Below are 24,850 nucleotides of genomic sequence, written 5' to 3' on the forward strand. Positions count from 1 at the left end.
CTTCGTGAATTCAGTGCGGCTCGGCGGCGAGTGCGGGCGCGGCGTGCGGCGAGACGGGTTCGATCGGCGGCGTGTCGCGGTCGAGGAAGCGCAGCAGCGTCGTCTTGCTGATCGCGCCGCAGAAACGGCCGTCACCAGCCACGACCGGCAGTGCGCACGGCGCCTGCGCGAGCTGGCCGATCAGGCCGGCCACGGGGGCCTCGGCGTCGATGCGCGGCAGGTCCTCGAGGAAGGCGTGCTGCAAGCCGAGCGGGCCCGAATGCCCGTCGAGTGCGCCACGCAGCGTGTCGGCCGAGACCACGCCCAGGAAGCGCTTGGTCGGGCTGGTCACGTAGGCGAAGTCGCGGTCCTGGTCTTCGAGCAGCTTGAGCGCCGCGCGCGCGCCGCGCTCGGGGTGCTCGCACACCACGGTGAGCGACTTGCGCGCGATGTCGGCCGCCTTGAACACCGCCGCCGCGTCCACGCCGCGCACGAAGCTGCGCACGTAGTCGTCGGCCGGGCTGCGCAGGATCTCGTCGGGCGTACCGACCTGGATCACGTGGCCGTCCTTCATGATCGCGATGCGGTCGCCGATGCGCATGGCTTCGTCCAGGTCGTGCGAGATGAAGACGATGGTGCGGCGTTGCACCTGCTGCAGCCGCAGCAGCTCCGACTGCATCTCGGTGCGGATGATCGGGTCGAGCGCCGAGAAGGCCTCGTCCATCAGCAGGATCGACGGGTCGGACGCCAGCGCGCGCGCCAGGCCCACGCGCTGCTGCATGCCGCCCGAGAGTTCGTCGGGGTAGCTGTCGCCCCAGCCCGAAAGGCCCACTTGCGCGAGCGCGAGGTCGGCCTGCGCGAGGCGGTCTTTCTTGCGCGTGCCCGACAGCTCCAGGCCGAAGGCGGTGTTCTCGCGCACCGTCATGTGCGGCATCAGCGCGAACGACTGGAACACCATGCTGATGTCCTTGCGGCGCAGCGCGCGCAGCTTGCTGTCGGAGTGCTCGTTGATGTCGGCGCCGTCGATCACGATGCGCCCGGCGGTCGGCTCGATGAGCCGGTTCAACAGGCGCACCAGCGTCGACTTGCCCGAGCCCGACAGGCCCATGATCACGAAGATCTCGCCGGCCTGGATCTCGAAGGTGGCATCGAACACGCCGATCGACTGGCCGGTCTTCGCCAGGATTTCCTTCTTGGAAAAACCTTGGCGGACCAGCTCGAGGGCTTGTTCGGGCGAGTCGCCGAACACCTTGAAGACATGGTCGATGAGAATTCCTTTGGCCATATGCCGGGGCTCCTTGAGTGAAGGGTGGACACAGCACCGCCCCGGAGGGCGGCAACGGCCACGCCATCAGCCCGATGAGGGAGCTGCCCGACAGCGCGCATGAAGATTGCGCATGCGCATGCAATGGCCCGGCGAGCCCCGAGGGCTGCCGACAGGCACTGAAGACGACTTGGCGACGAAGCCAGTGCCCGCCGGATGCTTCATTCGCAGACAACGGGCCTGGTCGAGGGGCGCCGCCTGGATGAGCGTGACGTGGCAATGGGGCCGGAAAAAAGATCCGGCCGGTTTGCCGGGCTGGGCCCGGCGTGAAGGGCCTTGCACCGCGACGGGATTCGCAGATCCGCGAGTAGTGCAAGGGTGACCAACATGACTTGTTGGTCGTCGGAAGCCGCTAATTATAACTTTTTGGCATGACGCGAGTCAACCCGCAGGCGTATCGTGTCTGTGGGACCCGGGCGAAAGGCCTCGTCAGATGCGAGCCATTCTTATCGAGACCATACTCGGCATCGCGCCCGACAAGCGGCGCAACCATCCAAGACTGCGGAGCCATTTTTCTCATGACGACTTCTCCCAAGACCCGTGCCGAGCGCGACACCTTCGGCCCGATCGACGTGCCGGCCGACAAGCTGTGGGGCGCACAGACGCAGCGCTCGCTGCAGAACTTCGACATCTCCGGCGAGCAGCAGCCGCGCGAGATCATCAAGGCGCTGGCCCAGGTCAAACGCGCATCGGCCGTGGTCAATCACGCGCTGGGCCTGCAGGACGAGAGGAAGACCCACGCCATCGTGGCCGCGGCCGACGAGGTCATTGCCGGCAAGCACCCGGGCGAGTTCCCGCTCGTGGTCTGGCAGACCGGCTCGGGCACGCAGAGCAACATGAACGTCAACGAGGTGCTGGCCAACCGGGCCAGCGAACTGCTCGGCGGCGAGCGCGGGGAGGGGCGCCTGGTGCACCCGAACGACGACGTGAACCGCAGCCAGTCGAGCAACGACGTGTTCCCCACCGCCATGCACGTGGCGGCCGTGGAAGCCATCACGCACAAGCTGCTGCCCGCCATCGCCAAGCTGCGCGGCACGCTGGCCAAGAAGGCCGAAGACTTTGCCGACATCGTGAAGATCGGCCGCACCCACCTGCAGGACGCCACGCCGCTCACGCTGGGCCAGGAGTTCTCGGGCTACGTGGCGCAGCTGGCGCACGGCGAGGCGCACGTGCGCGCCGCGCTGCCGCACCTGTGCGAACTGGCGCTGGGCGGCACGGCCGTCGGCACCGGGCTCAACGCGCCCAAGGGCTACGCGGAGCAGGTCGCGGCCGAACTCGCGAAGCTCACGAACCTGCCGTTCGTGACCGCGCCGAACAAGTTCGAAGCCATGGCCAGCGTCGATGCGCTGGTGCATGCCCACGGCGCGCTGAAGACGCTCGCCGCCAGCATGAACAAGATCGCCAACGACGTGCGCTGGCTCGCGAGCGGCCCGCGCAGCGGCATCGGCGAGCTGAGCATTCCCGAGAACGAGCCGGGCTCGTCGATCATGCCGGGCAAGGTCAATCCGACCCAGAGCGAGGCCGTGACGATGCTGGCCGCGCAGGTGTTCGGCAATGACGTGGCCATCAACATCGGCGGCGCCTCGGGCAACTTCGAGCTGAACGTGTTCCGCCCGATGGTGGCGCACAACTTCCTGCAGAGCGTGCGCCTGCTGGCCGACGGCATGGTGAGCTTCAACGACCATTGCGCCGTGGGCATCGAGCCGAACCGCGAACGCATCACGGAACTGGTGCAGCGCTCGCTGATGCTGGTGACGGCGTTGAACACGCACATCGGCTACGACAAGTCGGCCTACATCGCGAAGAAGGCGCACAAGGAAGGCACGAGCCTGCGCGAGGCGGCGATCGCGTCGGGGCACCTGACGGCCGAGCAGTTCGACCAGTGGGTGGTGCCGGAGAACATGACAGGTCGTTGATCCGGCTCGCTCATGAAAAAAGGACCCGCGAGGGTCCTTTTTCGTTGCCGGCCGATCGATCAGTAGCCGATCGTGTAGCGCTGGCGCGAGTGCGCGGGCTTCTCGAGCTCGTCGATGAACGCGATCGCGTAGTCCTCGAAGCTGATCCAGCTGCGGCCTTCGGCGCTCACCAGCAGGTCGTCCTTGCCGAGGCGGAACTTGCCGGTGCGCTCGCCTTCGACGAATTCGGCCGAGGGCGACAGGAAGGTCCAGTCGAGGTCCTTCTCGTTGCGCAGCGCGTCCAGGAACACGCCGCCAGCCGTGGCTTCGGCGCGGTAGGCATCGGGGAAGTTCGGCGTGTCGATCACCTTCAGGCCGGGCGCTGCGAACAGGCTGCCGGCGCCGCCGACCACCAGCAGGCGCTTCACGCCCGCGCGCTTGACGGGTTCGATGACGGCCGCGGGCGGCACGGTGGCGAAGTGCGCGGCGCTGAACACGGCGTCATGGCCGGCCACGGCCTTTTCGAGGGCGGCGGCGTCGAGCGCGTCGACATCGACGGTCTTGACGTTGGCACGGCCGGCCAGCTTCGCGCTGGCATGGCGGGCGATGGCCGTCACGGTGTGGCCGCGGCGCAGCGCTTCGTCGAGAAGGCGGCCGCCGGCACGTCCGGTGGCGCCGAGGATGGCGATGTGGCTCATGAGGGACTCCAGTCAAAAGGTTGGGAAGGGATGAACCGCATCTTAGGTTTCTGGTTTCGAAAGAAATACCTCGAATTCCGCGCTTCTTTATTCCTAAAATCGTTCGAATGGACCGATTGAACGCAATGCGGGTGTTCGTGACCGTGGTGGACGCGGGCAGCCTCTCGGCCGCGGCCGACAAGCTCGACTTGTCGCGCCCGGTGGTCACGCGCTACGTGGCCGAACTGGAGCAATGGACCGGCGCACGCCTGCTGCACCGCACGACGCGCCGCCTGAGCCTTACGGCCGCTGGCGAAGAGTTGCTGCCGCGCTGCCGCCAGGTGCTCGAACTCGCGGGCGACATGCAGGCGGCGGTGCGCCACCCCGCCGAGGCGCCGAGCGGGCAGCTGCGCATCACGGCCAGCACCTCGTTCGCGCAGGCGCAGCTGGCCGGCGCGGTGGCCGACTACGTGCGGCGCTACCCGGGCGTGGCGGTCGACCTGGTACTGCTCGACCGCGCGGTGAACCTGGTGGACGAGCGCATCGACCTTGCGATCCGCGTGTCGTCCGAGATCGATCCGAACCTCATCGCACGCCGGCTCTCGGTGTGCCGTTCGGTGGTCTGCGCGACACCCGATTACCTGAAGACGCACGGCCAGCCGCAGCGCGTGGAAGAGCTGGCGCAGCGCAACTGCCTCACGCATTCGTATTTCGGCCGGAGCCTGTGGAACTTCACGCGCAAGGCCGACGGCCTGCCGGTCTCGGTGGCCGTGGCCGGCAACCTCTCGACCAACGACGCGGCCAGCCTGATGGCGCTGGCGCGGGCCGGGGCGGGCATCGCGATGCTGCCCACCTATCTGACGTCGGGGTTGCTGCAATCGGGCGAGCTGGTGTCGCTCTTTCCCGATCACGAGCCGCAGGTGCTGGGGGTGTATGCGGTGTACGCCTCGCGCAAGCACATGTCGTCTGCGCTGCGCACCTTGCTCGATTTCCTGGCCGAGCGCTTCACCGAAGTGCCGGCCTGGGACACGCCTTCCTAGTGGTGGGCGTTGGCGGCGGCCGCCTCGTTCATCAGCTTGTCGGTGTAGGCGATGGCCATGGCCGAGAACAGGAACGCGATGTGGATCACGGTCTGCGCGATCAGCACCTTGTCGGTGTAGTTGTCTGCGTTGATGAAGGTCTTGAGCAGGTGGATCGAGCTGATGCCGATGATGGCGGTGGCCAGCTTCACCTTGAGCACCGAGGCGTTCACGTGGCTCAGCCACTCGGGCTGGTCCTGGTGGCCTTCGAGGTCCATGCGGCTCACGAAGGTCTCGTAGCCGCCCACGATCACCATGATCAGCAGGTTGGAGATCATCACCACGTCGATCAGCGCCAGCACCACCAGCATGATCACCGTCTCGTTGAGCGAGCCGACCGGTGCGGTGGTCTTGTAGCCGATGCTCGCGATCAGGGCCTGCAGCGCGTCCTTGTTGCCGAAGGCGGCTTCGACCAGGTGCAGCAGCTCGACCAGGAAGTGCACCACGTACACACCCTGCGCCACGATCAGTCCCAGGTACAGCGGCAGCTGCAGCCAGCGGCTCGCGAAGATGAGCCGGGGCAGGGGCTTCAGCGGGGAACTGCGCGCTGGTACGGGCGCGTTCCGGGCGTCGAAAGGATCGGGGGCGGACATGGGGAGTAAGAAGACAGGTGTAAAAAGTCGGGCGATTCTAGAGGTCTCCCAGTGACGCACTCGTGATAACCCTGCGAACTAACATCGACCCCGTCAGTGGCCCGTAAGTGCGTGCCCCGACATTACGGCCGCATTCAATCAGGAGACAAGAGCATGAGCAGCGCATCGAAGAACATTGAATCCGTCCTGGTCGAGAACCGCGTGTTCCCGCCCGACGCCCGCGCCACCGAAGGCGCCCGCATTGCCGGCATGGCCGCCTACGAGGCGCTGTGCAAGGAAGCCGAACAGGACTTCGAAGGCTTCTGGACCCGCCTGGCCAAGGACAACCTGCAGTGGACGAAGCCCTTCACCCGCACCCTGGACGAATCGAAGGCACCGTTCTACGAATGGTTCGGCGACGGTGAACTCAACGCCAGCGCCAACTGCCTGGACAAGCACATCGGCACCCCCGTCGAGAACAAGACCGCCATCGTCTTCGAAGCCGACGACGGCGCGGTCACCCGCGTCACCTACAAGGAACTGCTGGCCCGCGTGAGCCAGTTCGCCAACGCGCTGAAAGCGCAGGGCATCCAAAAGGGCGACCGCGTCATCATCTACATGCCGATGACCATCGAAGGCGTGGTCGCCATGCAGGCCTGCGCGCGCATCGGCGCCACCCACAGCGTGGTGTTCGGCGGCTTCTCGGCCAAGGCGCTGCAGGAACGCATCATCGACGCGGGCGCCGTGGCCGTCATCACCGCCAACTACCAGCTGCGCGGCGGCAAGGAACTGCCGCTCAAAGCCATCGTGGACGACGGCATCGCGCTGGGCGGCTGCGACACGCTCAAGACCGTGCTCGTGTACGAGCGCACCCCCACTGCGTGGAACCGCGTCGAGGGCCGCGACAAGACCTTCACCGAAGCCCTGGTCGGGCAGAGCACCGAGTGCGCGCCCGTGCCGGTCAATGCCGAGCACCCGCTGTTCATCCTCTACACCTCGGGCTCCACCGGCAAGCCCAAGGGCGTGCAGCACGCCACCGGCGGCTACCTGCTGTGGGCCAAGCTCACGATGGACTGGACCTTCGACATCCGCCCCGAAGACCTGTTCTGGTGCACCGCCGACATCGGCTGGATCACCGGACACACCTACGTTGCCTACGGCCCGCTCGCGGCCGGTGCCACGCAGGTCGTGTTCGAAGGCATCCCCACCTTCCCGCATGCGGGCCGCTTCTGGGAAATGATCCAGAAGCACAAGGTCTCGATCTTCTACACCGCGCCCACCGCGATCCGCTCGCTCATCAAGGCGGCCGAAGGCGACGAAAAAGTGCACCCGAAGAACTGGGACCTGACCAGCCTGCGCATCCTCGGCTCGGTCGGCGAGCCGATCAACCCCGAAGCGTGGATGTGGTACCACCGGAACATCGGCGGCGAGCGCTGCCCGATCGTCGACACCTTCTGGCAGACCGAGACCGGCGGCCACGTCATCACGCCGCTGCCGGGCGCCACGCCGCTGGTGCCGGGCTCGTGCACGTTGCCGCTGCCGGGCATCATGGCTGCGATCGTCGACGAGACGGGCAAGGACCTGCCCAACGGCGCGGGCGGCATGCTGGTCATCAAGCGCCCGTGGCCCTCGATGATCCGCACCATCTGGAACGACCCCGAGCGCTTCAAGAAGAGCTACTTCCCCGAAGAGATGGGCGGCACGATCTACCTGGCCGGCGACGGCGCGGTGCGCAGCGCCGACCGCGGCTACTTCCGCATCACGGGCCGCATCGACGACGTGCTCAACGTGTCGGGCCACCGCCTGGGCACGATGGAAATCGAATCGGCGCTGGTGTCCAAGACCGACCTCGTGGCCGAAGCCGCGGTGGTGGGGCGTCCCGACGACGTGACCGGCGAGGCCGTGTGCGCCTTCGTCGTGCTCAAGCGTGCGCGCCCGACCGGCGAGGAAGCCAAGCAGATCGCCAACGAGCTGCGTGCCTGGGTCGCCAAGGAAATCGGCCCCATCGCCAAGCCCAAGGACATCCGCTTCGGCGACAACCTGCCCAAGACGCGCAGCGGCAAGATCATGCGGCGTCTGCTGCGCAGCATCGCCAAGGGCGAGGCGATCACGCAGGACACCTCGACGCTCGAAAATCCGGCGATCCTCGATCAGCTGTCCGAGACGAACTGAACCCCCGGGATTGGCCGAATCCGGCCATTCCGGAACAGTTGTCACGAACCTGCTGTATCGAGGTGTAGGACATGGCCGTTTGTGCGGCCATGTGCACCAAAGCGGCCTCCTGGCTGAGGTAAAACCGATGTCGTCACCGCGTGCCCTGACAGGCGCGCGGTCTTTGTCATCGTGATCGGTTGTTTGCAAGGAGGCGCCACATGGGCGTGAGATCCGCTTTTCTTTTTGTCATCGTGCTGCTCATCGCGGGGCTTGCCGCGCTGAACTGGGGCACGTTGTCGGCACCCACCGACGTGTGGCTGGGCTTCATGAGCGTGTCGGCGCCGCTGGGGCTGATCATGCTGGGGCTCACGGCCGTGCTCGCGGCCTTCTTCCTCGTGTACGTGCTGTACCTGCACAGCTCGGTGCTGCTGGAGACCAAGCGCCACACGAAGGAAATGCAGACCCAGCGCGACCTCGCCGACAAGGCCGAGGCCTCGCGCTTCACCGAGCTGCGCAACTTCCTGGAAGCACAGGAGAAGCAGCACATGTCGCACAACGCCGACCGCCACACGGCGCTGTTGGCGCGCATGGATCAGCTGGAAAGCGCGGTCAAGCTGCGTTCGGACCAGACCGACAACACGGTGGCGGCGCACATCGGGCAGCTCGAGGACCGCATCGAGCGCCGTCCGGTGCCCAGCGACATCAACCCGAGCATCTGACCGGGCGCGCCGCTACGCGCTTCGTTTTCCTGCCGATTACTTCGTCGACAGCACCCAGGCCGCGAGCTTCTTCGCATCGGCTTCGCTGACCTGGTTGTTGGCCGGCATCGGCACCGGGCCCCACACGCCCGAGCCGCCCTTGATGATCTTGGTGGCCAGCGAGTTGGCCGCGCCCTTGTCGTCCTTGTACTTGGCCGCGATGTCCTTGAACGACGGCCCGAGCACCTTGCGTTCGACCGCGTGGCAGCTCATGCAGTTCTTCGACGTGGCAAGGGCCAGGTCGGCAAAGGCGGGCGCCGCGAGGCCGAGGCCCAGGGCTGCCATCAACATCGTTCTTTTCATGGGGACTGTTTTCGTAAGGGCTGAGTTACATTCGATCCAACGCGATTGTAGGTAGCGCGGTGCACACGCACCGGCGGCGATACCGACCAACTCGGAGGGTATTCGCGATGTGGTTTCTGCTCTTGGGCCTGCTCGGTGTAGCCCTCAAATATTTCGAAGTGGGCATGGTCGCCGGCTGGAGCTGGTGGATCGTGCTGAGCCCGTTCGCGCTGGCGCTGGCCTGGTGGGCCTGGGCCGATTCGTCGGGCTATACCAAGCGCAAGGTCATCGAGCGCGAAGAGCGGCGCAAGCAGGCGCGCATCGACCGCCAGAAGACCAACATGGGCCTTCGCACCAGCAACGGGCAACAGCGCCCGCGCCGCTGACCACGCGGCTCCGTCACCCGCGCCGCATGCCGACAGGACGCGCGCCATGGACGACGAAGCCGCCACCCACGCCTTGCTCGTCTTCGGGCTGTGGCTGCTGGTCGGGCCGGCCGTCGGTGCGCTGGTCGGGCGTTTCAAGACCTTCTTCTGGGGCGCAGGCATTGGCGCCTTGCTGATCGGCTGCGCCGGCCTGTACGGCGCGGTCACGGTGGGCTGGCAGCGCTACCAGTCGATCGCGGGCACGGCCAGTACGCAGGGCAGCCTGGTCGAGTTCGTGGAAGAGCGCAGCAAGGACAGCAAGGGCTACGTCACCACCACGCGCGCGCCCCTCGTCGAATACACCGCCGCCGACGGGCAGAAGCGCCGCGTCAAGGGCCTGGGCGGTAGCCTGTCGGACAAGGAGTGGGGCGATGCGGTCGAGGTGCGCTACAGCACCGCCGACCCGGCCCAGGCGCTGGTGGCCGACTTCCAGAACATGTGGGGCATCGTCTGGGGGCTCGGCCTCTTCGGCGGCTTTCCGACGATGTTCGGCCTGTTCTTCACCGGCATGGCGCTCAAGGAGGGCCGCAGGGGGCGGCCGGCGCCGGTGCACGAGCCGACGCCCACGCAGAAGAAATGGCGCACGCGCGGCACGGTGCTGGCCAACGTGGTGTTCCTGGCCGGCTTCGCGCTGGTGTTTCTCTATCCCGACGACAGTGCGATGAAGCAGTTCGGTGCGGGTTTTCTCACCATCGGCGCGGGGGCGCTGCTGCACTTCGTCGTGCAGAGCTTTCCCCCGGCGATGGATTTCGAAGCCCGGGCCATCTTCGCGATCGTCGGCCTGGGCTTTGCTGCCTTCGGCTACGGCGCTTGGATGATGGGCTGAGTCCGCTTTAGAACTTGTCGAGCACCGCGCCCGAGCTCGCGCTCGAGGCGTTGAACGCGAACTTGGCCTGCACGCCGCGCGTGTAGCGCGGGGCCGGCGGCGTCCAGCCTTCGCGGCGCTTGGCGAGTTCGGCTTCGGGCACGTTGAGTTCGAGCTTCAGTTCGTGCGCGTCGATGGTGATCGAGTCGCCTTCGTTGACGAACGCGATGGTGCCGCCCGCCGCCGCTTCGGGCGCGACGTGGCCGACCACCATGCCCCAGGTGCCGCCCGAGAAGCGGCCGTCGGTGATGAGGCCGACGCTTTCGCCCAGGCCCGCGCCGATCAGCGCGCCCGTGGGGGCCAGCATTTCCGGCATGCCCGGGCCGCCCTTGGGGCCGAGGTAGCGCAGCACCATCACGTCGCCGGCGACGATCTTGCCGGCCAGGATGGCCTGTAGCGCCGACTGCTCGTCGTCGAACACGCGCGCCGGGCCGGTGATGACCGGGTTCTTCAGGCCGGTGATCTTGGCGACCGCGCCTTCGGGCGACAGGTTGCCCTTCAGGATGGCCAGGTGGCCTTCCTCGTACATCGGGTTGTCGATCGGGCGGATCACGTCCTGGTCGGCGCGCGGCACGTCGGGCACGTCCTTGAGCACTTCTTCGATGGTTTGGCCGCTGATGGTGATGCAGTCGCCGTGCAGCAGGCCGGCCTTCAGCAGCACCTTCATCACTTGCGGAATGCCGCCGGCCTGGTGCAGGTCGACCGCGAGGTACTTGCCCGAGGGCTTCAGGTCGCAGATCACCGGCACCTTCTTGCGCATGCGCTCGAAGTCGTCGATGGACCACTCCACGCCAGCCGCGTGCGCGATGGCCAGGAAGTGCAGCACTGCGTTGGTCGAGCCGCCGGTGGCCATGATGACCGCCACCGCGTTCTCGATGGCCTTCTTGGTCACGATGTCGCGCGGCTTCAGGTCCTTCTTGATCGCCTCGATCAGCACCTTGGCCGATTCCTTGGCCGAGTTGGCCTTCTCGTCGTGCGGGTTCGCCATGGTCGACGAGTAGGGCAGCGAGATGCCCAGCGCCTCGAACGCGCTCGACATCGTGTTGGCCGTGTACATGCCGCCGCAGGAGCCGGTGCCGGGAATGGCGCGCTTTTCGATCTCGTGCAGGTCTTCGTCGCTCATGTTGCCGGCGGCGTTCTGGCCCACGGCTTCGAACACGCTGACGATGTTCAGGTCCTGGCCCTTGTAGCGGCCCGGCAGGATGGTGCCGCCGTACACGTAGATGGCGGGCACGTTGGCGCGCAGCATGCCCATGAGGCCGCCGGGCATGTTCTTGTCGCAGCCGCCGACCACCAGCACGCCGTCCATCCACTGGCCGCCGACGCAGGTCTCGATGCAGTCGGAGATGACTTCGCGGCTCACCAGCGAGTACTTCATGCCTTCGGTGCCCATGGCCATGCCGTCGGAGATGGTGGGCGTGCCGAACACCTGCGCGTTGCCGCCGGCTTCCTCGATGCCCGCGATGGCCGCGTCGGCCAGCTTCTGCAGGCCCGAGTTGCAGGGCGTGATGGTGCTGTGGCCGTTGGCGACGCCGACCATCGGCTTCTTGAAGTCGCCTTCCTCGTAGCCCATGGCGTAGAACATCGAGCGGTTGGGGGCGCGGCTCTTGCCTTCGGTGATGTTCGCGCTGCGGCGATTGATCTGGATGGTCTTGGTGTCCATGGTGTCTCTTCTGTCGTGGGGAGATCGTGAGGGGAGCGCCAAGTATCGGACTTCTGATTGATTGGTTCCAATCCAATTTGAAGCGTGGATTGATATGCTTGGCATATGAATGAAGCCCTCATCGACCTGCGTGCCTGGCGCCAGTTTGTGGCCGTGGCCGAAGAACTGCACTTTGGCCGCGCCGCCCAGCGCCTGCACATGACGCAGCCGCCGGTCACCCAGGCCATTGCCCAGCTCGAGAAAACGCTGGGCGTGGTGCTGTTCGACCGCACGCGCCGCCGCGTGGCGCTCACGCCGGCCGGCGAGGCGCTGCTGCCCGACGTGCGCGAGCTGCTGGCGCGCGCCCAGGCGCTGCCGGCGCGGGCGCGCGCGGCGGCAGCGGGGCAGGTGGGGCGCGTGCGCATCGCCTTCGTTTCAACGGTCGGCTTCGAGCAGCTGCCGGCCTGGGTGCGCGAGTTCCGCGTGCTGTGCCCCGAGGTGGCGCTGGAGCTGGTCGAGGCCACCGGCGACGTGCAGCTCGAGGCCTTCGCGCGCGGCGAGATCGACGCCGGCCTGATGCTGCATTCGCCGGGCGCCGCGCCGCCGGGGCTGGCCTGCCTGCCGGTCGAGGTGGAGCCGCTGGTGCTCGCGCTGCCCGCCCAGCACCGGCTGGCCGAGGCGCGGCCGGTGCCGCTGGCCGAGGTGCTCGACGAGCCGCTGGTGATCTTTCCGCGCCGCATCGTGCCCTCGCTGCACGACGCGATCTTCGACCTGTACCACGCGGCCGGGCGCACGCCGCAGGTGGCGCAGGAGGCGATCCAGATGCAGACCATCGTCAACCTCGTGTCGGGCGGCATCGGGGCGGCCTGGGTGCCGCACAGCGTGATGCAGTTCCGGCGCGCGGGCGTGGTCTACCGGCAGGTCCACGAATTCAAGGGCGTGGGGCGCCGCCGCGTGACGCTGCCGGTGTGCGAGACCAGCCTCGTGTGGCCCGCGCAGGCGGCGCACCCGGCGCTGGCACGCTTCGTGGCCTTCGTGCGCGAGCGGGCCGGGCGCGTGCCGGCGTAAGGCTCAGGCGCTGCGCGCCGCCCGGCCGGCGGGCGAGGGCGCATCGAGCGAGGCTGCCAGCAGCGCGTCGAGCCAGCCCGCGAAGGCCTGCACCCGCCGCGACAGATTGCGCCGGTGCGGGTAGACGAGGTGCACCGGCAGCGGCTCGGCGCGCGCGTCGGGCAGCACTTCCACCAGCTCGCCGGCCGCCAGGTGCTCGCGCACGTCGTAGGCCGGGATCTGGATCAGCCCCAGCCCTGCCAGCGCGCAGGCGATGTAGGTCTCGGCGTTGTTCGCCGCCACCTGGCTGCGCAGGCGCAGCACCTGGGTCTCGCCGTCGCGCACTTGCCACTCCCAGGGCGCGGCCCGGCCGCTGGTCGGCGAGGCGTAGTTGACCGCCACGTGCTGCGGCAGGTCGGCCGGCGTGCGGGGCGTGCCGTGGCGCGCGAGGTAGGCGGGGCTGGCGCAGTTGATGAGCGTGAAGTGCCCCAGCGGGCGGGCCACGAGGCTGCTGCTGGCGAGCGGGCCGACGCGCAGGGCGCAGTCCACGCCTTCGAGCACGAGGTCGACCGCTCGGTCGCTGGAGCCCAGTTCGAGTTCGACCGCCGGGTGGCGTGCGAAGAAGTCGGGCAGCGCCGGCGCGATCAGCAGGCGCGCGATGCGGCTGGGCACGTCGACCTTGAGCCGGCCGCTCACGCTGCTGTGCGCGGGCTGGAACTGCTGCTCCATGTCTTCCATGTCGGCCACCAGCGCGCGGGCCCGCTCGAGCAGCACCTCGCCGTCGGGCGTGAGGCCCACGCGGCGCGTGGTGCGGTGCAGCAGGCGCGAGCCCAGGCGCGCCTCGAGCTGCTGGATGGCGGTCGAAATGGTGGCGCGGGGCAGGGCCAGCCGGTCGGCGGCACGCGTGAAGCTGCCGGTTTCGGCCACGCGCAGGAAGACCTGGAGGAGTTCGATGCGGTCCATGGCGGCGGGGCTGATTGTTCGTGGTTTTCAGAACAGTCTAGCCTTGAATGAATGATTTATCTGCAACTTGGCGATCAATAGACTGGCGGCTCGTCACACATCCCGTCCCGGGTCTTTCACTCACTCAGAGGAATCCATCCATGTCCGCACGCACGCTCACGAACAAGGTCGCCGTCATCGCCGGCGGTGGCAAGAACCTCGGTGCCCTCATTGCCCACCAGCTGGTCGACGGCGGCGCCCGCGGCATTGCCATCCACTACAACAGCGACGGCTCGCGCGCCGAGGCCGAGCAGACGGCCGCCGCGCTGAAGGCCAAGGGCGCCGACACGCTGCTGGTGCAAGGCGACCTCGCGGTGGTCGAGAACAACGTGAAGCTGTTCGACCAGGCCGTGAAGCACTTCGGCCAGGTCGACCTGGCGATCAACACGGCGGGCGTGGTGATCAAGAAGCCGATCCTGGACATCACCGAGGCCGACTACGACAAGAGCTTCGACGCCAATGCCAAGGCGGCCTTCTTCTTCATCCAGCAGGCCGGCCGCACGCTGGCCGACGGCGGCAGCATCGTGACGCTGGTGAGCTCGCTGCTGGCGGCCTACACGCCGTTCTATGCCATCTACCCGGCGGCCAAGGCGGCGGTGGAGCACTACACGCGCGCGGCATCCAAGGAGTTCGGCGACCGCGGCATCTCGGTGAACGCCATCGGCCCGGGCCCGATGGACACGCCGTTCTTCTACGGCCAGGAAAGCCCCGAGGCCGTGGCGTACCACAGCAGCGCCGCCGCGCTCAGCAAGTACTCGAAGAAGGGCCTCACCGACATCGAGGACATCGCGCCCATCGTGCGCTTCCTGGTCACTGAGGGCTGGTGGATCACGGGCCAGACCATCTTCGCCAACGGTGGCTACACCACGCGCTGAAGCGCCGATATCCGGCAAGATGCGCCCAGGAGGACAACGCAGATGCACACAGTCATGGTGATGGGGGGCGGCTTCGCGCTGCTGGTGGTGTTTCTTCTGGCCGGCCGCTTCATGGGCGACGGCTCGACGATGGCGCTGGCCGCGGCGGCCAAGTGGTTCATTCCGGCGTGGTTCGTCGGCGCGGGCATCAACATGGCCGTGGGCGTGCTCAAGGCCGGGTACTCGGTGGCCGAGGAGCTGCCGATCTTCCTGTTCGTCTTCGCGGTGCCGGCCCTGGTGGCGGGGTTGCTGTGGTGGAAGTTCGGGCGCTGACATTGCCCTGAATGCCCCCGTGTCGGCGGCGTCATTGCGCCACGGCACAATCGTCGGATGCTCATGTATCCGCAGATCAATCCCATCGCCTTGCAGCTGGGGCCGGTGGCCATCCACTGGTACGGCCTGACCTACCTGGCGGCCTTCGCGCTGTTTTATTTCCTGGGCACGCGCCGCCTGCACCACGAGCCGTTCCGCTCGCTGGCCACGGCCGGCGTGTGGCAACGCAAGGACATCGAGGACATCCTGTTCCTGGGCGTCATGGGCGTGATCGTCGGTGGCCGGCTCGGCTACTGCCTGTTCTACAAGCCCGAGTACTACCTCACGCACCCGCTCGAGATCCTGTACGTGTGGCAGGGCGGCATGAGCTTCCATGGCGGCCTGCTCGGCGTGATCGGCGCCATGGTGTGGTTTGCGCGTTCGCGTGCGCGGCCGTTCTGGCAGGTGATGGACTTCGTCGCGCCCTGCGTGCCGACCGGCCTGGCCGCGGGCCGCGTGGGCAATTTCATCAACGGCGAGCTGTGGGGCCGCTTCAGCAGCCCCGAGCTGCCCTGGGGCATGGTGTTCCCGCAAAGCGGCTCAATGCTGCCGCGCCATCCGTCGCAGGTCTACCAGTTCCTGCTCGAAGGGCTGCTGCTGTTCGTCGTGATGTGGCTCTATGCGCGCAAGGAGCGCAAGCAGGGGCAGGTGGCCGCTGTGTTCCTCATCGGCTATGGCGTGCTGCGCTTCGTGGCCGAGTACTTCCGGGAGCCCGACGATTTCCTGGGCCTGCGCGCGCTCAGCCTGAGCCAGGGCCAGTGGCTCAGCGTGCCGATGGTGATCGGCGGCATTGCGCTGTGGATCTGGTTCGGCCGCGCCGGCAAGACCGGCAGCACCGCGCGCGCCTGACGCTCCACGCCCCCGCACAACGCGGCGCAGCACCTTCGGGTGCGCGCCGCTTTTTTTCGTCCGTCTCAGGGTAATTCCGGGCCGCACAGGCAGGGCGCGGCCCTTGCATTGCGTTAACCATGCACTCACAATTATGCGTAATTACAGGAAATTACGCGAAACGCCCACCGACTTTCCGAGTCCTCAACGCATGCGCCTGGTCCCCAATTCCCTCCACGACGAAGTCGCCGCCACGCTGCGCGAGCAGATCTTCGACGGCACGCTGTCGCCCGGCAGCTTCGTGGACGAGGTGGCCCTGTGCGAGCGGCTGTCGATCTCGCGCACGCCGCTGCGCGAGGCGCTGAAGGTGCTCACGGCCGAAGGCCTGCTGCGCCACGAGCCGCGCCGCGGCTGCTTCGTGAACGAGGTGACCGAGCGCGACCTCGACGAGATCTTTCCGGTCATTGCGCTGCTCGAAGGGCGCTGCGCCTACGAAGCCGCGCGCAACGCCAGCGACGCCGAGCTGAACGAGCTCGACGCGCTGCACGAGCGCCTGGTGCGCCACGCCAAGGCGCGGCGCATCAACGACTACTACGCCACCAACCACATCATTCACGAGGCGATCATCAAGCTCGCCGACAACAAGTGGCTGGCCCAGGTGATCGGCGACCTGCGCAAGATACTGAAGCTGGCGCGGCTGCAGCAGCTGCACGCGCCGGGGCGGCTCGACCAGAGCCTGTCGGAGCACCTGGCCGTGTTCGCAGCGCTCAAGGCGCGCGACAGCGAAGGCGCCGACGCCGCCATGCGCACCCACATGACGCGCCAGCGCGAGGCGCTGCGCGAAGTGATGCAACAGCAGAAATCCCGGGTGATGCCGTGACAGGCATCGCCCATCTAGCCAACGGCACAGGAGCAGATCGATGAGTGCGACCGAGTGGTTCCAGGCGCGCCTGCGCATGGGCGAATCGTCCAAGGTTCCCGTGGCGAGCAACGGCGCCACGAAAGGCCCGGCCCGTCACACGCCCAAGCCCAGCGCCCGCACCACCGCCGAGCGGCTGCAGGCCACGCTGCGCAAGGCCGACGAGGCCCTGTCGCCGCGCACGCTGCGCCGCGTGCTGGCCGAGCTGCAGGCCGTGATCGATCCGCGCGTGAGCGAGGTCGAGGGCGGCCGTCGCGCCCATGCCATCGCGCAGGCCTACGCCGGCGCCTCGCCCGAAGAGCGCCGCGACTACTGGGCGCTCATGAGCGAGCATTTCGCCGCCGACGCGGGCAAGCTCAAGAGCGCGCGCGATCAGCACCAGAGCGCCGTCGGCACGCCCGACGAAGGGCAGGCCGAGCTGCGCCTGCGCCGCGCGCTGGTGTCGCCGCGCATGCGGCTGCTGCAGCGCTTCGCGGTCGAGCCCGGCGGCATGCGCTTCCTGGTCGACCTGCGCGCCGACCTGCTGCCGTGCCTGAAGTCCGACAAGCGCCTGCTCGCGCTCGAGGCCGAGCTGGAGCACCTGTTTTCCACCTGGTTCGACGTGGCGTTTCTCGAGCTGCGCCGCATCGACTGGAACTCGCCGGCGTCGCTGATCGAGAAGCTCATCCGCTACGAGGCGGTGCACGACATCAAGAGCTGGTCCGACGTGAAGAACCGCCTGGACGACAGCGACCGCCGCTGCTACGGCTTCTTCCATCCGCGCCTGCCGAACGAGCCGCTCATCTTCGTCGAGGTGGCGCTGGTCGACCGCATCAGCGAAGGCATCATGCCGCTGCTCGACGAGGCCGCCGTGCCGGTGCAGCCGGCCAAGGCCACCACCGCGATCTTCTATTCGATCAGCAACACGCAGACGGGCCTGCGCGGCGTGAGCTTCGGCGACTCGCTCATCAAGCGTGTGGTCGAGACCCTGCAGGACGAACTGCCGCGCCTGAAGACCTTCGCCACGCTGTCGCCCATTCCGGGCCTGCGCGCGTGGCTCGCCAAGAACGCCGGCGAACTGCTGCCGCGCCTGGACGAGAAGCGCGAAGCCGAACTCGGCCGCCTCGTCGGCTCGGTTCCGCCCACGGCCGAGCGCCTGCTGGCTGCGGTCGATGCGGCCACAGAACTCGACGCGAAATCGCCGCTGCGCCAATGGCTGCTGCAGGCCACCGCCGAGTACCTGGGCCGCACGCTGGTCGACGGCACGCCGGCCGACCCGGTGGCGCGCTTCCACCTGGGCAACGGCGCGCGCGTCGAGCGGCTCAACTGGGCCGGCGACCCGTCGGCCAAGGGGCTCAAGCAGTCGTACGGCCTCATGGTCAACTACCTGTACGACCTCAAGCGCCTGGACCGCCATCGCACCTGGCTGGCCGAAGGCAAGATCGCGGTTTCGGGAGACATCGAAGGCCTGTTCCTCAAAAAAGGCTGAGTCCGTTCGCTTCGCCGCGGCAGCGCTGCGGCCCGCACCTTGACCGCCGGAGGGCGGCAACATCCACAACGACGACAGGAGACGAGACAGATGACGCAACAGAATTTTCAACGACGCGATGTGCTGCGCGTCGCCGCCGCTGCCGGGGCCGTGGCCCTGTGCGGCGGTGCGCGCGCCCAGGGCTGGCCGACCAAGCCCGTGACCATGGTGGTGCCGTTCCCGGCCGGCGGAGGCACCGACGCCTTCGCGCGTCCGCTGTCGGCCCAGTTCTCCCGCGCGGCGGGCCAGACGCTGGTCATCGACAACCGCGGCGGCGCGGGCGGCACCGTGGGCGCGAGCATCGCGGCCAAGCTGCCGGCCGACGGCTACTCGCTCTTCATGGGCGCGGTGCACCACGCGATCGCGCCGTCGATCTACCCCAAGCTCGACTACGACCTCGAGAAAGACTTCGTGCCCCTGATGCTGCTGGCCAACGTGCCGCAGGTGGTGGTGGTCAACCCGAAGCGGGTGCAGGCCGCGACCATCCAGGAGCTGATTGCCACCGCCAAGCGCAACCCCGGCAAGCTCAACTACGGCTCGGCCGGCTCGGGCACCTCGCACCACCTGGCGGGCGAGCTGTTCAAGCTGCAGACCGGCACCTTCATCACCCACATCCCGTACCGCGGCGCGGGCCCGGCGCTGTCCGACCTGATCGCGGGCAACGTCGACCTGATGTTCGACGGCCTCGGTTCTTCCGCGCAGCACATCAAGGGCGGCCGCATCAAGGCGCTGATGGTCGCCGGCGCCAAGCGCAACCCCGCATTCCCCGACGTGCCCTGCGCCGCCGAAGTGGGGCTGCCCGACTACACCGTCACCACCTGGTACGGCCTGTGGGCGCCCAAGGGCACGCCGGCCGAAGCGCAGACGCAGATCATCGACACGATGAAGAAGGCGCTGGGCACCGACGAGCTGAAGGCCATCTGGGCCCAGAACGGCTCCGAGATCCCGAACGTCACGAACGCCGCCTACGGCCGCTTCGTCAACGCCGAGATCAAGCGATGGGCCACCGTCGTGAAGGCCTCGGGCGCCAAGCTCGAATGACCGAGCGGCAGGTCTCGCTGCGCCGCGAAGGCGCCGTGGCGCTCGTCACGCTGTCGAACCCGGGGCGTCTCAATGCGATGACGCGCGCCATGTGGCGCGAGTTGCGCGCGGTGTTCGACGGCCTGCACAGTGACACCGCGCTGCGCTGCGTCGTCGTGCGCGGGGAGGGCGGTGCCTTCTGCGCGGGCGGCGACATCTCCGAGTACCCCTCGTTCCGCTTCGAGGAAGCGAGCCTGCGCGAATTCCACGAGAACGAAGTCTGGGCCGCGCTGCAGGCGATGCTCGACTGCCCGCTGCCGCTGGTGGCGCAGATCGAAGGCGCCTGCATGGGCGCCGGCGTCGAGATCGCCAGCTGCTGCGACATCCGCCTGGCCGGGGCGTCGGCGAAGTTCGGCGCGCCGATCGCGAAGCTGGGTTTCCCGATGGCGCCGCGCGAAGCCGCGCTGGTGCATGGCGCCATCGGCGACGTGCTCGCGCGCGACATGCTGCTGGCCGCCGGCGTGCATGGCGCGCAGCGGCTGTACGACGCCGGCTTTCTCTTGCACGTGCTGCCCGACGCCGAAGTGCCCGCTGCCGCGCAGGCGCATGCGGCGCGCATTGCCGCGCTGTCGCCGCAGGCCGCGCGCCTGCACAAGGCCACCTTCACCGCACTGAAGAGTGGCGGCGCGGCGGCGCAGCAGCTGCTGGCCACCGCGTATGACTATGCCGACACCGCCGAGCACCGCGAGGGCATCGATGCCTTCCTGGGCAAGCGCCCTCCGAATTTCCGACCTTCCTGAGCCTGCCGTTTGATGATGACGAAGATGATGAAGACGAAGTCCTCCCCCAACGCCAACCTGTTCGCCGCCTTGCGCGCCGCCTTTCCTGCCGACCTCGACGCCATCGCGGTCGAGACCGAGAACGGCCTGCACTACTCGTGGCGCGACCTCGACCGCGCCAGCGCGATGATCGCCAACCTGCTCGACGGCCTGAAGCTCGAGAAGGGCGCGCGCGTCGCCGTGCAGGTCGAGAAATCGGTCGAGGCCATGCTGCTGTACCTCGCGACCCTGCGCGCGGGCTACGTGTTCTTGCCGCTCAACACGGCCTACCAGAGCGCCGAGATCGAGTACTTCATCGGCAACGCCGAGCCCGCCGTGGTCGTGTGCACCGGCCGCAACGCGGCCTGGGTGCGCCCCATCGCCGAGGCGGCCGGCACGCGCCACGTGTTCACGCTGGACGACGACCGCACCGGCACGCTGCTCGACGCGGCGGCGCGCTGCAGCGACCGCCACGCCGTGGCGATCAAGAAGCCCGACGACCTCGCCGCCATCCTGTACACCAGCGGCACCACCGGCCGCAGCAAGGGCGCGATGCTCACGCACCGCAACCTGCTGTCGAACGCCGAAGTGCTCAAGACCTACTGGGGCTGGACGAAGGGTGACGTGCTGATCCACGCGCTGCCGATCTTTCACGTGCACGGCCTGTTCGTGGCGCTGCACGGTGCGCTGCTCAATGGCAGCAAGATCCTGTGGTTCTCGAAGTTCGACCCCAAGCGCATCGTCGCCAAGCTGCCCGAGGCCACGGTGTTCATGGGCGTGCCCACGCTCTACGTGCGTCTGCTGGCCGAGCCGGGCCTCACGCGCGAGGCGGTGCGCACCATGCGCCTGTTCGTCGCGGGCTCGGCGCCGTTGCTCATCGAGACCTTCGACGAGTGGCGCGAGCGCACCGGCCACACCATCCTGGAACGCTACGGCATGAGCGAGACCGCCATGCTCACGTCCAACCCGTATGACGCCAAGAAGGGCGAGCGCCGCGGCGGCACCGTCGGCTTCGCATTGCCTGGCGTGCAGCTGCGCGTGCGCGACGACGAAGGCAAGGACCTGCCGGTCGATGAGATCGGCGGCATCCAGGTGAAGGGCCCCAACGTGTTCGCCGGCTACTGGCGCATGCCCGAGAAGACGAAGGAAGAGTTCACCGCCGACGGCTTCTTCAAGACCGGCGACGTGGGCAAGATCGATGCGCGTGGCTACATCACCATCGTCGGGCGCAGCAAAGATTTGATCATCAGTGGCGGCTACAACGTCTACCCGGCCGAGATCGAGGGCTACATCAACGAGATGGCCGGCGTGGCCGAAAGCGCCGTCATCGGCGTGCCGCACCCCGACTTCGGCGAGGTGGGCGTGGCCATCGTGATCCCCAAGGGCGGCGCCACGATCGACGCCGACGCCATCGTGGCCGAGCTCAAGGCCAAGCTGGCGAACTTCAAGATCCCGAAGCGCTGCTTCGTCGTGCCGGAACTGCCGCGCAACACGATGGGCAAGGTGCAGAAGGCGCTGCTGCGCGCCGAGCACAAGGGGCTGTTCGCCGCCTGAGATCCGCCGCGCGCCCGGGCTTCAGGCGGCGGGTGCGAGCCCGTTCATCAGTCCGCTGCGCGCGTGGCAGTTGATGTACTCGTAGCTCTGCTCGTCGGCCTTCAGCACCGACACCTCGTGGTAAAGGCGCAGGCGCAGCTCGAAGTTCAGCGCCTGCACGTAGCGCATGAAGCTGCCGAAGATCGCGACGTGCGTCGGGTGCGACTCAGCCCAGCGTTCCATGTCGGCCAGCGAGCGCCAGTAGCTCAGGCCGAAGGATTTCTGCAGCGGTGCACCGTGTGCGTCGAGGTGGTGCATGAAGCGGTTGCTGTAGCAACCGATGGGCAGGCCCTGGTCGCGCAGGAAGTCCATGCCTTGACGCAGCACCGGGGCCATGTCTTCCAGGTAGCGCTGGCGTTCCTGGCCGGTGGTCTCGGTCCATTCCTGGCCCGAACGGATCATCGCGAGGTGCGTGTGGCCCGCGATGCGCACGCGCTGGCCTGACGCAGGCGTGCCGGCGATCACCGCGCGCGTGCCCGAAGGCGCGAGCGCGTCTGCCTGCGCGAGCGGGAGTCGATCGCGCATCGACCCCCAGTAGCCGTGCTCCTGCAGTTCGCCGCTCACACCACCCATCACCACGCCGATGCCCTCGAGGCGGTCGGGCGTGCTGAACAGGGTCTCGAAGTGCGCAGCACGCGGGGAGGCGATTTCGCGGAAGTAGCCGAGGCCTTCATGCAAGCGCTCGTCGGCGTTCCACCAGGCCTCGATGGCGGGCGCGGCACACCAGCGCGCGAACGCCGCTGCATCGTGCCAGTAGGCGATGGCGATCAGGTTGTCGTACCCGTCGGCGTCCACGCAATGGGCCAGGTCGTGGTGACCGGGACCGTCGGGCAGGGCGAAGTCGCGGGTGATCTTCAGGAGCGCGGCGCAGGCCCGACCCTGCATCGCCGGGCCGCGCGACTGCACGCCGAAGTAGCCCATCACGACCTGGGTCGTCGCCGCGGGCGCGCGCGCCGACCAGCCGGGGTAGGGCGGGGTGTGGTCGTCTGCCACGCGGCGCTCGCGGGTGCGCGGGCAGCGCAGGTGCTCGGGGATGGCCGATTCCATGGTGCGGCTCCGTGGTCGGCTCAGGCCACGACCGGCTCGGGCACGCTGCCCTCGGGCTCCGGCGTGAGCTGCACCACCACGGGCGTGCGCCGCGTCTTGTTCAGCAGCAGCTGTGTGACGTCGGGCCGCGAATAGTGGCCGCTCGGGTCGGCCGCCGCCTTGGCGAGCGCGATCATGCCGAGGTCGATGTCGGCGATCACCAGGCCTTCGGCGTCCTCGGCCAGCGGCGTGCCCAGCGGCGAGCCGTCCGGGCCATAGATGCGCGCATGCCCGCCGCCGACGCCCAGCATCTGCCGCTTGCCGTCGTCGGTGCACATCAGCTCGCTCATCGCCTTCGACACCGTGGCGCAGGGCGCGATGACGAAACAGCCGCCCTCGACCGCATACACCTGGCTCGCGGCGTTGTTGACCTCATGGCCCAGCGCGTAGGCCGCGCCGCGGTAGAGCGAAAAGCTGGGCCACGCGCCGCAGTGGATCTGCTCGTTCTGCGCATACATCGCGTACTTGCTCAGCGGCTGCAGGTGTTCCCAGCAGCACAGCGAGCCGATGTTGCCCAGCGGCGTCTGGACCACGTGCAGGTCGGCGCCGTCGCCTTCGCCGAACACGGTGCGTTCCACGTGCGTGGGCTTGAGCTTGCGACGCGTCTGCACGGTGCGGCCCTGGTCGTCGATCAGCGCCTGCGCGATGTAGAGGCTGCCCCCGGCTTTCTCGCTGTAACCGAGCGAGAGCCAGATCTTGTGCTGGCGCGCCGCCGCCTGCAGGCGTTCGAACTCGGGCGAGCCGATGACCAGCGAGTTGTCGTGGTAGCGCTGCACGAACTGCATGCCCCAGGCGGGCGAATCGAGCCAGACCCACCACGGGTAGCCCGGCACCCAGGTCTCGGGAAAGGCGATGAGCTGCACACCCTGTTTCGCGGCCTGCGCCATGAGGTCGATGGTCTTGTCGATGGTGGCGTCGAGGTCGAGGAAAACAGGCGCGGCCTGCACGGCGGCGACGCGGAGCTGGGGGTGGACGGTGGTCGGCATGGGGTGTTCTCCAGGGGGCAATGAACGTAACGAAATCCCCACTGTGCGCACCGGGTTTGCACGGTGGCATGCGGGTTGCATGAAGCGTAAATTCGCGCCGCTGGAACGCCTTGACCCGGATTGGCGGCGTTCTTGTTCCAGCGTTGCATGTGCCTTGCGAAGGCCTTCCGAGGACCCCGATGACCCCCTTGCTCAGCACCGATGCCGTCCCGCGCGACCAGCGGCTCGCGTACTGGACCGACATGATCTGCAACGTCTACGTGCAGCTCGAATGCGACGCGGTGCGCACCGGCGACGGCGGCGACGGCGGCGACTTCGAGGGCAGCATCCGCCAGCACGCACTGCCCGGCCTCGGCATGTCGGTCGTGACCTCGCGGGCGCAGAAGGTGATGCGCACGCCCGGCCACATCGCGGCGTCGAGCGACGACTGTTTTCTCGTGAGCATCCAGGCGCGCGGGCAGGGCGTGGTGCGCCAGGACGGGCGCGACGCCGTGCTCGGCGCCGGCGACTTCGCGCTGTACGACAGCACGCGGCCCTACCAGCTGCTGTTCGACCGGCCCTTCGAGCAGATCGTGCTCAAGCTGCCCGGCGAGCGGCTGCGCAGCGAACTGCGCGACACCGAGGCGCTCACGGCCACCACGGTGTCAGGGCGCGAGGGCGCGGGGCACCTGCTGCTGGGCATGATCCGCACGCTGCGCGAGGACTTCGACGCGCTGCAGCCGGCCTCGGCGCTGGCGGTGGCCCATGGCGTGCAGAACATCCTCGTGGCCGGCCTGCAGACGCTGCCTGCGGCGCACGCACCGGCGCTCAGCAAGCTCACGGCGTACCACCTGGGGCGCGTGAAGCAGCGCATTGACGAGCAGCTGGCCGATCCGACGCTGTCGGTGGGCACGCTGGCGGCGCAGCTGGGCATGTCGGTGAGCCACATCCACCGCGTGTTCAAGAGCGAGCCGCTGACGCCCTCGCAGTACATCTGGGAGCGCCGGCTCGACGCGTGCAGCCGCGACCTGCTGGAGCCGCGCCTGGCAGGGCGGCCCGTGGGAGAGATCGCGTACGGGAGGGGGTTCAACGACGCGGCGCATTTCAGCCGCGCGTTTCGCGAGCGCTTCGGATGTTCGCCGCGCGAATGGCGGCAGCAGCGCTCGCCGCAATGACCGCGGCCACGG

The 24,850-nt window shown here is 68.1% G+C and carries 24 protein-coding genes; 16 read left to right on the plus strand and 8 right to left on the minus strand.

Annotation, left to right across the window (positions count from 1 at the left end; genetic code table 11):
- Nucleotides 1-10: 10 nt before the first annotated feature.
- A complete protein-coding gene (proV, locus tag ACAM42_RS16290) occupies nt 11-1,264 on the minus strand; it encodes a glycine betaine/L-proline ABC transporter ATP-binding protein ProV (RefSeq protein ID WP_070060474.1) in 1,254 nt (417 codons plus the stop codon).
- A gap of 557 nt (nt 1,265-1,821) precedes the next feature.
- Between proV and fumC the strand changes: the two genes are divergently transcribed.
- On the plus strand, nt 1,822-3,219 hold the full coding sequence (fumC, locus tag ACAM42_RS16295; protein WP_369632643.1) for a class II fumarate hydratase: 1,398 nt from the start codon (nt 1,822-1,824) through the stop codon (nt 3,217-3,219).
- A gap of 59 nt (nt 3,220-3,278) precedes the next feature.
- On the opposite strand, the gene ACAM42_RS16300 is transcribed toward fumC, so the two are convergent.
- Entirely contained in the window at nt 3,279-3,896 is a 618-nt protein-coding gene (locus ACAM42_RS16300; RefSeq protein WP_369632644.1) for an NAD(P)-dependent oxidoreductase, read from the minus strand.
- 107 nt (nt 3,897-4,003) lie between these two features.
- Here ACAM42_RS16300 and ACAM42_RS16305 point away from each other — a divergent pair, with 107 nt between their 5' ends.
- Nucleotides 4,004-4,915 carry a LysR family transcriptional regulator gene (locus ACAM42_RS16305; RefSeq protein ID WP_369632645.1) on the plus strand — a complete coding sequence of 304 codons (912 nt, stop codon included), beginning with the start codon at nt 4,004-4,006 and terminating at the stop codon, nt 4,913-4,915.
- On the opposite strand, the gene ACAM42_RS16310 is transcribed toward ACAM42_RS16305, so the two are convergent.
- The gene (locus tag ACAM42_RS16310; RefSeq protein WP_095947778.1) at nt 4,912-5,547 is read right to left on the minus strand and encodes a YqhA family protein; all 636 of its coding nucleotides are present in this window, start codon (nt 5,545-5,547) and stop codon (nt 4,912-4,914) included. The two genes, ACAM42_RS16305 and ACAM42_RS16310, sit on opposite strands and share 4 nt — an antisense overlap.
- Before the next feature lie 153 nt (nt 5,548-5,700).
- Here ACAM42_RS16310 and acs point away from each other — a divergent pair, with 153 nt between their 5' ends.
- Together acs and ACAM42_RS16320 are read left to right on the plus strand one after the other, a co-directional pair.
- Complete coding sequence (gene acs / locus ACAM42_RS16315; protein ID WP_369632646.1) at nt 5,701-7,698, plus strand: acetate--CoA ligase; 1,998 nt, start codon at nt 5,701-5,703, stop codon at nt 7,696-7,698.
- A gap of 200 nt (nt 7,699-7,898) precedes the next feature.
- On the plus strand, nt 7,899-8,399 hold the full coding sequence (locus tag ACAM42_RS16320) for a hypothetical protein (RefSeq protein WP_062482638.1): 501 nt from the start codon (nt 7,899-7,901) through the stop codon (nt 8,397-8,399).
- A 36-nt stretch (nt 8,400-8,435) separates the two neighbouring features.
- Here ACAM42_RS16320 and ACAM42_RS16325 read toward each other — a convergent pair whose 3' ends face one another.
- The gene (locus ACAM42_RS16325) at nt 8,436-8,741 is read right to left on the minus strand and encodes a c-type cytochrome (protein WP_095745089.1); all 306 of its coding nucleotides are present in this window, start codon (nt 8,739-8,741) and stop codon (nt 8,436-8,438) included.
- A 107-nt stretch (nt 8,742-8,848) separates the two neighbouring features.
- Between ACAM42_RS16325 and ACAM42_RS16330 the strand changes: the two genes are divergently transcribed.
- A complete protein-coding gene (locus ACAM42_RS16330) occupies nt 8,849-9,106 on the plus strand; it encodes a TIGR04438 family Trp-rich protein (protein ID WP_062482640.1) in 258 nt (85 codons plus the stop codon).
- Between the two features lie 46 nt (nt 9,107-9,152).
- Complete coding sequence (locus tag ACAM42_RS16335; protein ID WP_369632647.1) at nt 9,153-9,971, plus strand: DUF3592 domain-containing protein; 819 nt, start codon at nt 9,153-9,155, stop codon at nt 9,969-9,971.
- Nucleotides 9,972-9,978: 7 nt separating this feature from the next.
- Here ACAM42_RS16335 and ilvD read toward each other — a convergent pair whose 3' ends face one another.
- Entirely contained in the window at nt 9,979-11,673 is a 1,695-nt protein-coding gene (gene ilvD, locus ACAM42_RS16340; protein WP_369632648.1) for a dihydroxy-acid dehydratase, read from the minus strand.
- A gap of 105 nt (nt 11,674-11,778) precedes the next feature.
- Here ilvD and ACAM42_RS16345 point away from each other — a divergent pair, with 105 nt between their 5' ends.
- The gene (locus ACAM42_RS16345; protein WP_139703735.1) at nt 11,779-12,720 is read left to right on the plus strand and encodes a LysR family transcriptional regulator; all 942 of its coding nucleotides are present in this window, start codon (nt 11,779-11,781) and stop codon (nt 12,718-12,720) included.
- A 3-nt stretch (nt 12,721-12,723) separates the two neighbouring features.
- Here the strand turns inward: ACAM42_RS16345 and ACAM42_RS16350 are convergent, their stop codons facing one another.
- Nucleotides 12,724-13,662, minus strand: a complete 939-nt coding sequence (locus tag ACAM42_RS16350; RefSeq protein ID WP_369632649.1) for a LysR substrate-binding domain-containing protein — start codon at nt 13,660-13,662, stop codon at nt 12,724-12,726.
- Between the two features lie 140 nt (nt 13,663-13,802).
- On the opposite strand from ACAM42_RS16350, the gene ACAM42_RS16355 reads away from it, so the two are divergent.
- From ACAM42_RS16355 to ACAM42_RS16390, 8 genes are all read left to right on the plus strand, one after another.
- On the plus strand, nt 13,803-14,576 hold the full coding sequence (locus tag ACAM42_RS16355; protein ID WP_070060483.1) for an SDR family oxidoreductase: 774 nt from the start codon (nt 13,803-13,805) through the stop codon (nt 14,574-14,576).
- A 42-nt stretch (nt 14,577-14,618) separates the two neighbouring features.
- A complete protein-coding gene (locus ACAM42_RS16360; RefSeq protein ID WP_369632650.1) occupies nt 14,619-14,888 on the plus strand; it encodes a hypothetical protein in 270 nt (89 codons plus the stop codon).
- A gap of 57 nt (nt 14,889-14,945) precedes the next feature.
- Nucleotides 14,946-15,776 (plus strand): prolipoprotein diacylglyceryl transferase, encoded by an 831-nt coding sequence (lgt, locus tag ACAM42_RS16365; RefSeq protein WP_139703741.1) that lies wholly within the window; start codon nt 14,946-14,948, stop codon nt 15,774-15,776.
- 190 nt (nt 15,777-15,966) lie between these two features.
- Nucleotides 15,967-16,635, plus strand: coding sequence for a GntR family transcriptional regulator (locus ACAM42_RS16370; protein ID WP_062480546.1), 669 nt, complete (start codon nt 15,967-15,969; stop codon nt 16,633-16,635).
- Nucleotides 16,636-16,675: 40 nt separating this feature from the next.
- Nucleotides 16,676-18,142 (plus strand): malonyl-CoA decarboxylase, encoded by a 1,467-nt coding sequence (locus ACAM42_RS16375; protein WP_369632651.1) that lies wholly within the window; start codon nt 16,676-16,678, stop codon nt 18,140-18,142.
- A 90-nt stretch (nt 18,143-18,232) separates the two neighbouring features.
- Nucleotides 18,233-19,222 carry a Bug family tripartite tricarboxylate transporter substrate binding protein gene (locus ACAM42_RS16380; RefSeq protein ID WP_369632652.1) on the plus strand — a complete coding sequence of 330 codons (990 nt, stop codon included), beginning with the start codon at nt 18,233-18,235 and terminating at the stop codon, nt 19,220-19,222.
- Nucleotides 19,219-20,001, plus strand: coding sequence for an enoyl-CoA hydratase/isomerase family protein (locus ACAM42_RS16385; protein ID WP_139703745.1), 783 nt, complete (start codon nt 19,219-19,221; stop codon nt 19,999-20,001). Before ACAM42_RS16380 ends, ACAM42_RS16385 begins: the two co-directional genes overlap by 4 nt.
- Before the next feature lie 27 nt (nt 20,002-20,028).
- Nucleotides 20,029-21,573 carry a malonyl-CoA synthase gene (locus tag ACAM42_RS16390; protein WP_369632653.1) on the plus strand — a complete coding sequence of 515 codons (1,545 nt, stop codon included), beginning with the start codon at nt 20,029-20,031 and terminating at the stop codon, nt 21,571-21,573.
- Between the two features lie 21 nt (nt 21,574-21,594).
- On the opposite strand, the gene ACAM42_RS16395 is transcribed toward ACAM42_RS16390, so the two are convergent.
- The gene (locus ACAM42_RS16395) at nt 21,595-22,659 is read right to left on the minus strand and encodes a phenylacetaldoxime dehydratase family protein (RefSeq protein WP_369632654.1); all 1,065 of its coding nucleotides are present in this window, start codon (nt 22,657-22,659) and stop codon (nt 21,595-21,597) included.
- A 20-nt stretch (nt 22,660-22,679) separates the two neighbouring features.
- Nucleotides 22,680-23,684 carry a carbon-nitrogen hydrolase family protein gene (locus ACAM42_RS16400; RefSeq protein WP_369632655.1) on the minus strand — a complete coding sequence of 335 codons (1,005 nt, stop codon included), beginning with the start codon at nt 23,682-23,684 and terminating at the stop codon, nt 22,680-22,682.
- Nucleotides 23,685-23,863: 179 nt separating this feature from the next.
- Between ACAM42_RS16400 and ACAM42_RS16405 the strand changes: the two genes are divergently transcribed.
- On the plus strand, nt 23,864-24,838 hold the full coding sequence (locus ACAM42_RS16405) for a helix-turn-helix domain-containing protein (protein ID WP_369632656.1): 975 nt from the start codon (nt 23,864-23,866) through the stop codon (nt 24,836-24,838).
- Nucleotides 24,839-24,850 lie beyond the last annotated feature (12 nt).

The sequence above is a fragment of the Variovorax sp. V35 genome (assembly GCF_041154465.1).
In the GTDB taxonomy this organism is placed as follows: Bacteria; Pseudomonadota; Gammaproteobacteria; order Burkholderiales; family Burkholderiaceae_C; genus Variovorax; species Variovorax boronicumulans.

Coding starts and splice junctions, on each gene's coding strand:
- proV (WP_070060474.1), bottom strand. CDS start 1,264: ATGGCCAAAGGAATTCTCATCGACCATGTCTTCAAGGTGTTCGGCGAC.
- fumC (WP_369632643.1), top strand. CDS start 1,822: ATGACGACTTCTCCCAAGACCCGTGCCGAGCGCGACACCTTCGGCCCG.
- ACAM42_RS16300 (WP_369632644.1), bottom strand. CDS start 3,896: ATGAGCCACATCGCCATCCTCGGCGCCACCGGACGTGCCGGCGGCCGC.
- ACAM42_RS16305 (WP_369632645.1), top strand. CDS start 4,004: ATGGACCGATTGAACGCAATGCGGGTGTTCGTGACCGTGGTGGACGCG.
- ACAM42_RS16310 (WP_095947778.1), bottom strand. CDS start 5,547: ATGTCCGCCCCCGATCCTTTCGACGCCCGGAACGCGCCCGTACCAGCG.
- acs (WP_369632646.1), top strand. CDS start 5,701: ATGAGCAGCGCATCGAAGAACATTGAATCCGTCCTGGTCGAGAACCGC.
- ACAM42_RS16320 (WP_062482638.1), top strand. CDS start 7,899: ATGGGCGTGAGATCCGCTTTTCTTTTTGTCATCGTGCTGCTCATCGCG.
- ACAM42_RS16325 (WP_095745089.1), bottom strand. CDS start 8,741: ATGAAAAGAACGATGTTGATGGCAGCCCTGGGCCTCGGCCTCGCGGCG.
- ACAM42_RS16330 (WP_062482640.1), top strand. CDS start 8,849: ATGTGGTTTCTGCTCTTGGGCCTGCTCGGTGTAGCCCTCAAATATTTC.
- ACAM42_RS16335 (WP_369632647.1), top strand. CDS start 9,153: ATGGACGACGAAGCCGCCACCCACGCCTTGCTCGTCTTCGGGCTGTGG.
- ilvD (WP_369632648.1), bottom strand. CDS start 11,673: ATGGACACCAAGACCATCCAGATCAATCGCCGCAGCGCGAACATCACC.
- ACAM42_RS16345 (WP_139703735.1), top strand. CDS start 11,779: ATGAATGAAGCCCTCATCGACCTGCGTGCCTGGCGCCAGTTTGTGGCC.
- ACAM42_RS16350 (WP_369632649.1), bottom strand. CDS start 13,662: ATGGACCGCATCGAACTCCTCCAGGTCTTCCTGCGCGTGGCCGAAACC.
- ACAM42_RS16355 (WP_070060483.1), top strand. CDS start 13,803: ATGTCCGCACGCACGCTCACGAACAAGGTCGCCGTCATCGCCGGCGGT.
- ACAM42_RS16360 (WP_369632650.1), top strand. CDS start 14,619: ATGCACACAGTCATGGTGATGGGGGGCGGCTTCGCGCTGCTGGTGGTG.
- lgt (WP_139703741.1), top strand. CDS start 14,946: ATGCTCATGTATCCGCAGATCAATCCCATCGCCTTGCAGCTGGGGCCG.
- ACAM42_RS16370 (WP_062480546.1), top strand. CDS start 15,967: ATGCGCCTGGTCCCCAATTCCCTCCACGACGAAGTCGCCGCCACGCTG.
- ACAM42_RS16375 (WP_369632651.1), top strand. CDS start 16,676: ATGAGTGCGACCGAGTGGTTCCAGGCGCGCCTGCGCATGGGCGAATCG.
- ACAM42_RS16380 (WP_369632652.1), top strand. CDS start 18,233: ATGACGCAACAGAATTTTCAACGACGCGATGTGCTGCGCGTCGCCGCC.
- ACAM42_RS16385 (WP_139703745.1), top strand. CDS start 19,219: ATGACCGAGCGGCAGGTCTCGCTGCGCCGCGAAGGCGCCGTGGCGCTC.
- ACAM42_RS16390 (WP_369632653.1), top strand. CDS start 20,029: ATGAAGACGAAGTCCTCCCCCAACGCCAACCTGTTCGCCGCCTTGCGC.
- ACAM42_RS16395 (WP_369632654.1), bottom strand. CDS start 22,659: ATGGAATCGGCCATCCCCGAGCACCTGCGCTGCCCGCGCACCCGCGAG.
- ACAM42_RS16400 (WP_369632655.1), bottom strand. CDS start 23,684: ATGCCGACCACCGTCCACCCCCAGCTCCGCGTCGCCGCCGTGCAGGCC.
- ACAM42_RS16405 (WP_369632656.1), top strand. CDS start 23,864: ATGACCCCCTTGCTCAGCACCGATGCCGTCCCGCGCGACCAGCGGCTC.